At 55.8% G+C, this 12327-nt stretch carries 13 protein-coding genes; 9 read left to right on the top strand and 4 right to left on the bottom strand.

The annotated features are described in order from the left end of the window. Nucleotides 1-333: 333 nt before the first annotated feature. From QZ517_RS17805 to QZ517_RS17790, 4 genes are read right to left on the bottom strand one after another with little or no spacing between them, the layout of a single operon-like run. On the bottom strand, nucleotides 334-1833 hold the full coding sequence (locus QZ517_RS17805) for an AMP-binding protein (protein WP_294229604.1): 1500 nt from the start codon (nucleotides 1831-1833) through the stop codon (nucleotides 334-336). Next, the gene (locus QZ517_RS17800; protein ID WP_294229600.1) at nucleotides 1830-3128 is read right to left on the bottom strand and encodes a malonyl-CoA decarboxylase; all 1299 of its coding nucleotides are present in this window, start codon (nucleotides 3126-3128) and stop codon (nucleotides 1830-1832) included. Before QZ517_RS17800 ends, QZ517_RS17805 begins: the two co-directional genes overlap by 4 nt. A 1-nt stretch (nucleotide 3129) precedes the next feature. Further along, the gene (locus QZ517_RS17795) at nucleotides 3130-3795 is read right to left on the bottom strand and encodes a GntR family transcriptional regulator (protein WP_294229597.1); all 666 of its coding nucleotides are present in this window, start codon (nucleotides 3793-3795) and stop codon (nucleotides 3130-3132) included. 42 nt (nucleotides 3796-3837) lie between these two features. Then, on the bottom strand, nucleotides 3838-4224 hold the full coding sequence (locus tag QZ517_RS17790) for a YciI family protein (protein ID WP_294229594.1): 387 nt from the start codon (nucleotides 4222-4224) through the stop codon (nucleotides 3838-3840). A gap of 83 nt (nucleotides 4225-4307) precedes the next feature. Here QZ517_RS17790 and QZ517_RS17785 point away from each other — a divergent pair, with 83 nt between their 5' ends. The 9 genes from QZ517_RS17785 to QZ517_RS17745 all read left to right on the top strand — a co-directional run. Next, a complete protein-coding gene (locus QZ517_RS17785) occupies nucleotides 4308-5192 on the top strand; it encodes a fumarylacetoacetate hydrolase family protein (protein WP_294229592.1) in 885 nt (294 codons plus the stop codon). Next, entirely contained in the window at nucleotides 5189-5854 is a 666-nt protein-coding gene (locus QZ517_RS17780) for a malonic semialdehyde reductase (RefSeq protein ID WP_294229590.1), read from the top strand. The genes QZ517_RS17785 and QZ517_RS17780 overlap by 4 nt, the downstream gene beginning before the upstream one ends. Nucleotides 5855-5866: 12 nt before the next feature. Continuing rightward, nucleotides 5867-6325 carry an OsmC family protein gene (locus QZ517_RS17775; protein WP_294229587.1) on the top strand — a complete coding sequence of 153 codons (459 nt, stop codon included), beginning with the start codon at nucleotides 5867-5869 and terminating at the stop codon, nucleotides 6323-6325. 46 nt (nucleotides 6326-6371) lie between these two features. Further along, nucleotides 6372-7445 (top strand): C4-dicarboxylate TRAP transporter substrate-binding protein, encoded by a 1074-nt coding sequence (locus QZ517_RS17770; protein ID WP_294229584.1) that lies wholly within the window; start codon nucleotides 6372-6374, stop codon nucleotides 7443-7445. Between the two features lie 30 nt (nucleotides 7446-7475). After that, entirely contained in the window at nucleotides 7476-8027 is a 552-nt protein-coding gene (locus tag QZ517_RS17765; RefSeq protein ID WP_294229581.1) for a TRAP transporter small permease subunit, read from the top strand. Further along, on the top strand, nucleotides 8024-9328 hold the full coding sequence (locus QZ517_RS17760) for a TRAP transporter large permease subunit (protein ID WP_294229578.1): 1305 nt from the start codon (nucleotides 8024-8026) through the stop codon (nucleotides 9326-9328). The genes QZ517_RS17765 and QZ517_RS17760 overlap by 4 nt, the downstream gene beginning before the upstream one ends. Before the next feature lie 11 nt (nucleotides 9329-9339). After that, on the top strand, nucleotides 9340-10212 hold the full coding sequence (locus QZ517_RS17755) for a dioxygenase (protein ID WP_294229575.1): 873 nt from the start codon (nucleotides 9340-9342) through the stop codon (nucleotides 10210-10212). Nucleotides 10213-10699: 487 nt separating this feature from the next. Further along, the gene (locus QZ517_RS17750) at nucleotides 10700-11155 is read left to right on the top strand and encodes a rhodanese-like domain-containing protein (protein WP_294229572.1); all 456 of its coding nucleotides are present in this window, start codon (nucleotides 10700-10702) and stop codon (nucleotides 11153-11155) included. Between the two features lie 616 nt (nucleotides 11156-11771). Then, a partial coding sequence (locus tag QZ517_RS17745) for a right-handed parallel beta-helix repeat-containing protein (RefSeq protein WP_294229569.1) occupies nucleotides 11772-12327 on the top strand: 556 nt, incomplete at its 3' end.

The raw sequence follows: 12327 nt of genomic DNA, 5'->3' as shown, positions 1-12327 counted from the left end.
AAGTCGGGCTGCCTCCCCGCTGACCGATCGCAAGCACGCAGTCGCAGTGGGCGGATTGCGGTCATTAGCTGCGGCTGCACATGCTTTGAGCAAGATCGGTGGAAGCGGCCATTCGAAGCTCAATTGCTCGGGACATGAGTGCTGCGCTGGACGCCAAGGTCGGCAAAGCGCAGATAACGGAGTTTGCAAAGTCTGTTTCCATGTTCGCTCGCTGTCGCCGGAGCACGAACACCGTTTTTTTTGAGCTCCGAGACCAAATCGGCTTTTGGGTCCCGTGAAAAGCGCCAAACCTTACCTGCCCTACTAAACTTGGCTTTTTGGCGCGGATGCTCTTTAGGGTCCGTATGCCTCCCTCAAAACGTTCTTCTGAACTTTGCCCATCGTATTTCGCGGCAATGTGTCCATAAACTTGAACGCGCGCGGGTGCTTAAATCGCGCTAGCTTTGATGCCACGCTATCCTTTAAGGCTTGCTCAGTCAGTGCGCCATTGGGCTCCGCCACGACCGCGGCAATTACGCTCTCGCCAAAATCGGCGTTTGGCACACCAAAAACCGCGCTTTCAACTACCCCTGGGACGTCGTTCAGCACATCCTCGATCTCTTTGGGATAGATGTTGTACCCGCCGGAAATGATCAGATCCTTTGAGCGCCCAACAATTGCCAGCCGACCGTCTTGTGACTGAGTGCCAAGATCCCCGGTGAGGAAAAAGCCCGATGCGCGCAACTCCTCAGCAGTTTTTACCGGCATATTCCAATAGCCCTTGAAGACATTGTCGCCACGTACCTCGATCATGCCAATGTCACCGGCCGGTAGTGTTTTGCCCGTCTCTGGATCAGTGATTTTCACTTCTGTGCCCGGCAACGCATAACCGACCGTGCCCGCGACACGTTCCCCATCATACGGGTTGGAGGTTATCATATTGGTTTCGGTCATCCCGTAACGCTCAAGGATGCGATGGCCGGTGCGCGCTTCAAACTCACGATGGGTTTCGGCCAAAAGTGGGGCTGAGCCAGATACAAACAGTCGCATGTTTTGAACCAATTCTTCGGTGAACCCTGTGTCAGACAACAGTCGGGTGTAAAAGGTTGGCACCCCCATCAACAGGGTTGCACTTGGCAAGTCAGACAGGACCTTTTCGACATCAAATGCCGTATGCAACCGCACTTCGGCGCCTGCCAGAAGGGAGGTGTTCATGGCCACAAACAACCCGTGTGTGTGAAAGATCGGCAGGGCATGGATCAGGCAATCCTGATTGGTGATTTCCCACAGGTTCGTCAGCGAAATGGCATTGGAGAGCAGATTTTTGTGGCTCAACATCGCCCCCTTGGAGCGCCCGGTGGTGCCCGACGTGTACAGCAGGGCCGCGAGATCGTCGGGCGCGCGGTCAACAGGTGTAAAGCTGTCAGGCATGTCGTTGGCCGCAAGGCTCAGGCTGCCGGAGGAGCCGCCAAGGGTCAAAACCGGTGTCGCCCTCCCGCTTATGAGCATGTTGATTGCGGCTTCATTCTTGGCATCGCACACGATCAGACTTGGGTCTGCGTCCTCAATAAAATAGCCGAGTTCCGCTTCGGTATAGGCGGTGTTGAGGGGCAAATAGACGGCGCCGGCCTGCACAGATGCCGCGTAAAGCGCGATTGTGTCGCTGAGCTTTGGCGCTTGCACAACGATCCGATCACCTGGTTGAACACCCGCGTTTTTTAGGACGTGGGCCAGCTGTGCCGCACGCTTAAGGAACGCGTCATAGCGCAATGCTGTGCCATCGTCACAGCGCAAAAAAACAGCGGGGTTTCGCTCGTGCGGGGCGAACAAGGCATCATAAAGCGTGTTGGTCATGCCGTTTTTTCCTTGAGTGGTGTGTCAAACGCGGCGTTGGACATAGTTTGAACCGCGCGTGATGCAGCGACGGTGCCCTTTGTGGCAAAGTCTTCGTGCTGACGTTCTGTGTGCTTGAGGTCGTAGAGATAGTTGACCATTGCGCCGCCGGATTGGGCCATGCCGTTGTCTGACGTGTCGGCGCTGGCATGGAGGTCATGCACCTCTGCTCCGTTGCCAAGATGGAACCGCGCCACAGGGTCAACCGGCAGTCCATCGTCGCGCTTGGCCAACAACAGATAGCGCGCGGCCATGGCGCGCAGATCATCTGGCGGGGCGGTGTTTGCGAGAATGGCCTGTGCAACATGTCCGTGGGCGGCATCCTCACGCTGGGTGGCGAGCCATCGGTGCAACCCGGGGATTGGGGACAGTGTTACATAGGTTTGAATGCTGGGCGTCTCTAACGCCAACTCGGCCACCACCTGCTTGATCAGAAGATTGCCAAAACTGATCCCGGCCAACCCTTTTTGACAGTTTGAGATCGAATAGAACACCGCCACTGCGGCTTGATCCGCCTGCAAAGGCTCCCGTCGCTCTGACAGCAGCTCGTCAACGGATCCCGGCACATCCGCTGTCAAAGCCACTTCGACAAAAATCAGTGGTTCATCGGGCATGGATGGGTGAAAAAACGCGAAACACCGGCGATCTGGCGGATATAGCCTGCGCCGCAAATCTTCGAGGTCGCTGATCCGGTGCACGGCTTCATAAGCGACAATTTTGTCCAATATCCGCGCGGGCGTGTCCCAGCTGATTTGCTTCAACACAAGAAACCCACGATTGAACCAACTGCGCAACAGATGCACAAAATCAAAATCGGTGCGCCGCAAGTCCGGGTGGGACTTCACAAATCGCAAAAGATCGACGCGCATGGCGACCAATTCCTGCGTCGCGCCGGTCGGCTGGTTCAGGCGACGCAATAATTCCTGGCGGCGCGGTTCAGCGGCATGGCTCAGACGGGTGAACCCCTCAATGCTGCGATCGTTGGCATATTGGGTCGCAAGGTCGGCGACCAGATCCGGGTCGATTTCCAGAGCTTCGTTCAGATATTTGAAAAACGCGAGTTTGTCCTCGTCTTCCAATGCGCGGTAGCGGTCCAAAACGGTCGTGGCCAGTTTGAAACCGGACACTTCACCCTCAGCCGACAGCAAGGCGTCACAAAGATCCGTGATGGATCGGGGGTCGTCTTTGCCGCGCATTTGACCCGGGCGGTCAAACAACTGTGTCAGCAGATCGCCAAGAAACCAGTTTCGCTGCATATCACGCTTTCATCAGGCTGCTGAGGTATTCACCGGTGCGTTGGTAGTGCTCGATGAGATGTGCGGTTGCGGCATCTGCGTCGCGGTCCAAGGCGGCATCCAAAATGCTTTGATGTTCTGCCGCGATGTCGCGTTTCTGATAGCTCGGCCCACCGGCGGCAAGATAGCGATAGCGGATATTGAGATCGTAGAGTTGTGAGCAATACCGCGTGAGCATTGGCAGGCGGGCATTGTCCAGCAGTGCCATATGGAAGGCCTTATGCGCGTCTTCAAAGTCAGTGGATTTGCGCGCGTTCGCGCGTTTCATATGGTGGTGGCGCAGGACCAATTGGTCCTCCCATGCGGCATCCGCGTTTTGAATGGACGCCCGCAGAGCAGCCTCTTCCAAGGTACAGCGCAACATCAAAATCTCTTCGAAATTGGCCTTGCCGACGGGGGCCGCGCGAAACCCACGCTGGTCGATCCGCTCCACCAACATGTCTGACGTCAGGAGGCTGAGCGCCTCCCGCACGGGGCTGGCTCCGGTCTGCAATAGCTTGCGCAGCTGTTCGATCTTCAGCTTTTCTCCGGGTGGCAATTCTCCGGTGAGTATCAAATCGCGGAGCTTGAGATAGGCCCCATGGGTGGCCGAGGTTTCTTTGCTTTCGGTGTCAGTCACGACGTTCATGTTGCGTGTTCCCGGGGTCATTGCTCAGTGTTGCGGTGCGCGTCAGCGAAGGGTGCACCCGCCTGTCGACAGCCCGACGGACAGGGTGAATGACCCTTCATTTATCAGCCATCGCCGCAGCACGAAACTGCGCGCACCAGATTTGTGCATTGGGTCATTTTCGGCCAGTTGCCGCGCCGCGTCCAAACTCTCGGCGCGATAGATGATCAAACCAACACCCTGCATATGCTCGCCAGTTTCATCCGACATCGGCCCCGCAAATGCCAGATGCCCCGTGCGCTCCAGTGCCGCTTGATAGGCAAGATGGTCCGGCAGGGACGCTTTGACATCTTCCGGTGTTTTGGCCGGAGTGCTGTGCGCCACATATAGCTCCAAAGCCAACGCGCCACGGCTCTTTGCTTCTGATTTGTAATTTGACCAGGCAACCATGTGGATCTCCAAAAATATCGATATTATTTGACATATGACAAAATAGTAGGCAGAAATCAAGAGAACAGACAAGGATTACAACGATGAAATATCTGGTGGGCGAGACTGCAGGGGGCACTTCGGTGTTTGCTGTGATTGGCGGAAATGCTGTAAATTTAACGGCTTTGGACCCAAACGTCGGCGCTGACTTGATGGGGCTGATTGCTCAGCCTGACTTGATCGACTCACTTTCCGGCCAGATTGCAAATGCTCCGCGCGTTTCGATTGATGAGATCGTCCCGGCGCTGCCGATTGCCGCGCCGGGCACCATCATTTGCATGGGATTGAATTATACCGACCACATCAAGGAAGGCGGGTACGAGATTCCCGAGTATCCCGCTTTGTTCATGCGGGGCAAAAACTCGATCATGGCTGCGGGCCAGCCAATGGTGCGCCCTGCGTGCTCCGAACAGCTGGATTATGAAGCTGAATTGATGCTCATCGTTGGCAAAGGCGGGCGCCACATTTCAGAAGCCGATGCGCTGGATCATGTCTTTGGCTACACCGTTTTCAACGATGGGTCGGTGCGCAACTATCAGCGCAAAACGCACCAGTGGACGCCGGGCAAGAACTTTGACGACACCGGCGCGATTGGCCCGTTCACCGTCACACAGGACGAAGTTCCCGAAGGCGCGTCTGGCCTCAAAATTGAAAGTCGGGTGGGTACCGAAATTTTGCAGAGTTCCAACACAGCGAACATGATTTGGGGCGTGCGCAAAGTGATCGCGACCATTTCGGAATACACCACACTTGAACCCGGCGATTTGATCGCACTGGGCACGCCGCCCGGCGTCGGCCATGCCAAAAAACCGAACCCGCGCTGGCTCAAACCTGGCGAGACGGTGGAAATCGAGATTGAAGGCATCGGCATTTGCGCGAGCCCCGTCGTTGATGAGCAGGACGTCACCAGTAAAGGCGCTGCGGTATGAACGCCCCGACCGGACCAAAGCTGGACGCATTGCGCGCCAAAGCCCAACAGGATCATCGCGATCTGCGGGGGCGGATCGGGCGATTGTCCAGCGATGCGATCGACCTGATCTTGCGACAGGCGCGCTCTCACTATGCGTGGACGGACAAGCCGATCCCCGACGGGCTGCTGGAAGAGATATACGAGATTACCATCAACGGCGCGACAAGCATGAACACGCTGCCGGCGCGGTTTGTGTTTGTCAAAAGCCCAGAGGGCAAAGCGCGGCTGGCGAAATCACTCAAGCCGCAGAACGTGCTAAAAATGATGGGGGCACCGGTGACTGCGATCATCGCGCAGGACATGGAATTCTGGAAAGAATTGCCCTTCCTGTTTCCGCATGAAGACCGACGTCATCTGTTTGACGGAAAGCCGGAGTATGTCAAAGACACCGCTGACCGGAATGCGACGCTGCAAGGCGCGTACTTTATGATCGCGGCCCGCGCGGTGGGACTGGACGTCGGCGCGATGTCGGGCTTTTCCAACACAGTTGTCGACGAAGAGTTCTTTGCCGGCACCACGCTGAAATCCAACTTTTTGTGCAACATTGGCTATGCGGACGAAACGGCATTGTTTCAAAAACTGCCGCGCTTTGCCTTTGAGCAAGTCTGCACGTTCGCCTGAGGAGGCATCATTGTGGCCATTCGTATGAAAACCGTTGTGACCTACCGAACCACAGCCGCGTGCCCAAGCCATGCACGTACTGAAATCCCCATGCGCGATCTGACCGTCACGATTGATGAGCCGCTTGAACGGGGCGGGACAAATTTGGGGGCGTCGCCCACAGAAACCGCGCTTGCGGCGCTGATTGCCTGCACAAATGTGATTGGCCACAAAAACGCCGCCCGTTTGGGGGTGGATTTGGGCACAGTCACAATTGACGCGAACTGCAAATTTGATCGGCGCGGCGTGTTGATGGAAGAAGAAATCGATCTGCCGTTTCCCGCAGTCACACTCACGGTGCATTGCGACACGTCAGCCAGTTTGGAGGAGCTGGCTGAGGTGGGAGCAGAAACGGCCAAATACTGTGCGATTGCGAAGCTATTCGAAGCGGCTGGAACGGATCTAACTGTGAATTGGGTCAAAACCGGTTGAACCAAATCAAAGGGCCAAAAGGCCTGTCTTTCTGGGAGGAAAAACAATGATGAAACGCGCAAAATTCAGCCTACTCGGTGCCGCGATGGCCACGGTTATGGGCATGCCAGCGGCCGCGCAGGAAACTGTCTCGGCGGTTGTGATCGATGGCTACCCTGACCGGGCATTGTGGGTCAAAGAGTTCTCGAATTTCTTCATTCCTGAGGTGGATCGCCGGCTGGCGGATGCTGGCGCCTACAAAATGAACTGGCAGGAAAACTATGGCGGATCGATTGTTAAGCCCAAAGGCGTGCTCGAAGGCGTGCAACTCGGCCTCGGCGACATCGGCATTGTGACCACGATTTTCCACTCCTCTAAACTTCCAAGCCAGGGCATTTCCGGATCAACGCCTTTTGTGGCGAGCGATGCCCGCGCCGTGGCCAAAGCCGTCGACGAAATCGCCAAAGAGTTCCCCGCCATGCAAAATGAGTTTGCTGCGCAAAACCAAGTGTATCTGGCCACCGGTGTTGTTCTGGACACGTATCAAGTGTTCTGCTCCGAAGAGGTGTCGTCGGTCGCGGATCTTGAGGGGCGCAAAATTGCCGGTGCGGGCCTGAACCTGCGCTACCTTGAAGGCATCAAAGACGCGGCTGGTGTGCGCGGCGGGCTGACCGATTTCTACAACATGGTGCAAACCGGATTGGTGGATTGCGCGATGCTGTGGCCAGAAGCGGCGAAAACCTTCAAAATCGCCGAAGTGGCACCTTACATGCTGCGTGCGGATCTGGGCGCGGTGAACTCCAAAACCGTAACCGTAAATGCGGATTACTGGGCCAAGCTGCCAGACGACGTCAAGAACGTTCTCCAAGCTGTGGCGGTTGATTACCGTGATCATGTTGCTGGCATTGCAATGGACCGCGCCGCCGCGTCTCGCGACGCCTATGTCGCAGCCGGCGGAACAATTGTGGAGCTGTCCGCAGAGGATCGCACCGCTTGGGCCAATGCGATGCCCAACGTGGCTCAGGAATGGGCGGAAACCCTGAATGGCAATGGTGAGCAAGGTAGCGAAATGCTTGCAGCCTACATCGGCAAGCTTGCGGATGCCGGATACACCGGTGTGCGTGACTGGACTGCGAAATAAGCCTTCGGCGACCCAAGGAAGGGCCACACAATGCTAAAGTCGGCAGTCAATGCCCTGTCTCGGGTCGCCAACACTCTCGCCATTACCTCCAATGCATTGGGCACGCTTGTTGTGTTGGCGTTGGTGGTGGTTCTCAATGTCGACGTGATTGCAAGGGGCCTGTTTTCATCCCCCTTGCGGGGCACATATGAGATTGTGCAATTCTCCGTCGTGATGATTGTGTTCTTGCAATTGCCCGATGTTGTCCGCGTCGATCGCTTAACCAGATCGGACGGCCTGCTTGGTGTCATTCATATGCGCCGCCCGAAACTTGCCGCCAACATCCGTCGCATTATCAACGCAGTGTCTGCGATTTTTATGGGGCTGATCGCCTATGTGACCTTTCCGGAGTTTGTGCACATGTGGCACACGCAGGATTACTTTGGGGTGCCCGGATTGTTCACCCTACCCTGGTGGCCAGTCAAACTGGTGATCGCCAGCGGCACAGCTCTCTCCTGCCTGATTTTCGTTTTCAAAGTTATCAGCGCTCAAGACCGCCCGGAACTGATCCGTGCGCCCGAACACGATGAGGCCTCTCAATGACTCCGATCGAAATTGGCCTGATCTCGGTCATTGCCATTGTGTTCCTGATTTACTCCGGCGTGTATATTCCCATTGCGCTGGGGGTGGTGTCGTTCCTGTCGATCTGGATCATGCGGGATAACTTCACGCTGGCATTGAACCTGTTGAAGGTCGCCGTGGGCGACAGTGCGATGGAGTATAGCTTTGCCACCATTCCGCTGTTCACCTTTATGGGGCTTATCGTATCAAAGGCTGGGTTGGGCAAAGACATCTACGAAGTCATGACCATGCGGTTTCGCAAGGTCAAAGGCGGGATTGGCATGGCCACGGTTGGCGCCAACGCCGTATTTGCCGCCGTGACCGGCTCCTCGATCGCCTCCGCATCAGTGTTCACCAAAGTGAGCGTGCCGCAAATGATGGCACAGGATTACGACCCGCGGTTCGCCGTGGGGGTGGTCGCCGGATCGTCGGTATTGGGCATGATCATTCCGCCGTCGGCGATGTTGATCATCTACTCATTTGTCGCTGAACAATCCGTCGGGGATATGTTCCTTGCAGGCGTTATTCCCGGAATACTGCTGGCCATCGCCTATGTTGGCGCGATTTGGTTCATGGGACGGTTTACTCCGGAATTCGTTGGTGGGCGAACGGTTGCGGATAGCGAATGGATGTCAGGGCGTGAGATCGCGTCCAAGACGCTGCCCACGGTGGGGCTCATCACTATTGTTTTGGGTGGCATTTACACCGGATGGCTGACGGCGGTTGAGGCGGGCGCAACAGGCGCATTGGTGGCCTTGATCATTGCCGTGGCGCGAAAGTCGATGTCGCGCAAAGCCTTTTGGGATGCGCTTTTGGAAACCGGACACATCACCGCCGCGATCCTTTTCCTCATCACCGCCGCATCGATTTATAGCCGTATGTTGGGATTGGCCGGTCTGCCGAACCAACTCCAGGACCTTCTGGCGGGCAACACCTCGTCATTCTGGACGATCATGCTGTTCTACGTTGTGCTGATGTTGTTTCTCGGCACGCTTCTGGACACCGCGTCAATCATCCTGATTGTTGTGCCGCTTTTCCTGCCTCTGGCAGAAGCGCTGGATATGTCGCTGATTTGGTTTGGTATTATCACGGTTGTCGGTGCTGAAATCGGCCTGCTCACACCGCCTCTGGGCATCTCTTGCTTTGTCATCAAATCGACGATCAACGATGACCGAATATCGCTCAAAGACGTCTTCATGGGGGCATTGCCCTTCGCCTTTGTCATGCTGATCATCCTGTTCATCCTGATCCAATTCCCAATTCTCAGCCTTGCTCTCATCTAAGGAGCCGCCCTATGCGCACCGTTACCAAAGACAACATCACCGACGTTTTTATGGGCTACCTGTCCGAAGACACCACGCCTCGTGTGCGCGAAGTGATGGGGGCGCTTGTACGGCACATGCATGACTTTGCCCGGGAAACAAACCTGACACACGAAGAATGGCGGGCCGGCATCGCCTTTCTCGAAGGTTGCGCCGCGGTGGAAACTGAGGATCGGCACGAGTTTGTTTTGGCGTCTGACGTGCTGGGCCTGTCGTCCCTGGTGGACATGCTACATTCCAGCCCAACGGCCACAAGCTCCTCAGTGTTGGGGCCGTTCCATGTGTCAGGCGCCCCGCCACTTGCCATTGGCGGCGACATGAAACGCCATTACGGCGGGCCAGTGCTATTGGCGGAAGGCACCATCAAAGATGAGGCCGGAAACCCGATCGCCGGCGCGGAGCTCGACATCTGGCAAACAGCGCCAAATGGGATGTACGCCAGCCAGGACGAGGACCAGGACACGTTTTCGTTTCACGGCCTCATGACCGTTGGCGACGATGGGCGTTACAGCTTTACCACGGTGAAGCCCGTGGAATACACGGTGCCGTCTGACGGCCCTGTTGGGGACATCCTGCGGGCCTGCGGCCGTCACCCGTGGCGCCCCTCCCACCTACACTACATCGTAAAGGCACCCGGTTATCGGACCTTGGTCACCGAAATCTTCCCTGAGGATGATCTCTATTTGGATCAAGACACAGTTTTTGGCGTGCGCGACGATCTTGTGATGACGTATCACAAACGACCTGCATCCGAATTCCCAGAAGGGATGGTCTTGTCCGGCGCAGTGAACGAACCTTTTCTACATGTCGAATTTGACGTAACGCTGGCTGCCGAGGACGGCTAGAGAACCACCTAAGTCGGTGCTGTGTTTGAAACGCCAAAACCGCCTAGAGATTGGTTGGTCGGCCATGCCTTGCGCATGCGGGACTTTGGTTTTGTCCGGCCAAAAATTCAACGACTGAGAAGCCATTCTCCTGAACGTGAGCAATCTTCCCGAACACGTTGGTGGAAAATCTTTGGCTTTGCAGGCCCAAAACTGAGCCCATTGCACTGCATGACCAATTGGTCACTAATGTGAACATCTACACTGAGTTGACTTGAGGCGAACGGTGGCAATCCATCCGACTGTTGGGAATGCCATGGGATCGCCAACCATGCAGATCGACCATGACCGCTTTGGGCTGACACTGGCCACTGGGCGGTGTTGATCAAACGTGATTTCGCTGCAGATGTGCTGCCGCACCGCCGCACGGCGGCTTTGAGCCCAGTGCGGTCACTTCTTGGACCTTGTTTCCCGATCGTGATAGCGTTGCAGGGGATGGAGGCGGGCAATGCAAAAATTCTTATTGATGATAGCTGCGGTGCTAGCCGTGACGGGAATTGGCGCCAACCAGTCAATCGCGCAAGAAAATAGCGACCGCACGGACTTAATCACAGAAACAGCCTCGGGCGAGTTTGTCGTCGAGGGGGCTGAACGAATTGCCCTTGAACGGGCACTTGAACTGTATTCGCAAGGCGCAGTTTTTGTCGACCTCAGAAGTGAATGGAGATATGATCTTGCGCACATTCGTGGTGCTGTTGGCCTTAAACTCGACACGCAGTTTTCTGAGGAAAGTTTGGCGAAGCACGCAAAAAAAGATCAAGCAATAGTATTCTACTGCAACCATTCGGCTTGCCCCCATTCGGCCATAGCCAGCGCCATGGCGCTAGATTGGGGCTACACCAATGTTCACGATTTTGCGGACGGTTGGTCGGCATGGTCTGGGAATAATCACGATCAGGATTGATGCCAAATTGGTCAGTTCGTGGCCAAGATCGTTGGTCCGCATTGTCCGCATTGCTGCCCTCGAACCCCAAAAACTTCGCTGCAGCTCTCATCAGTGACCGCTTCTCACGCGGCATCGCAGCTATCTTAGACTGTGTTCTTGGGTGAAAATCCGGACATTGCAAAGGTTACAATCTGCGCGATGCCGCCCATTGCCGCCATCGGCACCTCTCGTCGAAGCCCGCCAAGAGCTCGTTGGACAAGCATTTGTGCCTTGAGGTCGGCTCCCAGCCCAGAGCGGACCTCAGTCGAACGAAAACGACTGGTATTGCCGCAAGTGCAAACAGCTTGTCTAGGCTTCCCGAAAGCTGACCTTCAAACGGAACAATCCAGTTTCAGAGTCCTAAGGCAGGTCTGAGCCCACAAATATTGATGCCGCTGCAAAGCACTATGGCGCTGAGATGGAGCGTAAGTGAAATCAATCTTGAGGCAACTGTGCGAGATTGACGTGACTAAATCACGAATCTCCTCAACCAATGATTGACCAATAGACTGCCATGCGTTTTCTTGCCCTGAGCGGGGTGAGAATGGAAGTTACGGTTACAGTCAACGACGGTTGGGTTGGGGTTGCCTCTGCTTTGGCGGATGCTGCACCGGGCACGCACGTGGTTTTGGGCCCGGGGCAGTTTGAGGGGTCGGACACGCTGATAATCCCCACGGCCATCACGTTGGGGGGCAAAGATACCACCCTAAAGTTTTATGGCGATGGTCCAGTCCTTTCGGCGAAATCTGGCAGAGACATTGTTCTGAACGATATCACGATTGACGCAAGTGAAGCCAACATAGCCACGCGGGAATTTCCTAATTTAGAACCAATTGATCCGCCTGCGTCAGAAAAAACTGTTCGTTGGGGGCTGGTCTGGCTGGACGCGATCGATGCGCCCAAAGTTAGCGGTTTGACGATCACCGGCTGCGGTGACACCGTGCACGGATTGTGCATTTCAAACAGCTCAGCCGTATCCGTTGAAGGAACCGAGGTTTCCAACGCACGCAGCGGTATTTGCTTGTTTTCCTCACATGACAGCCAGATCATCGCCAATCGCTGCCACAATAATAGAGCAGCGGGCATCGTCCTTTTTTCCTCGGAAAGCGAGGCTCTGGAGCAGAACGAATGCTGGGGGAATGGCAGCGTCG

This window comes from uncultured Shimia sp., from assembly GCF_913054185.1.
In the GTDB taxonomy this organism is placed as follows: Bacteria; Pseudomonadota; Alphaproteobacteria; order Rhodobacterales; family Rhodobacteraceae; genus Shimia.
The sequence above is the reverse complement of the archived record's forward strand: the minus strand, read 5'-3'. Positions and strand labels throughout refer to the sequence as shown.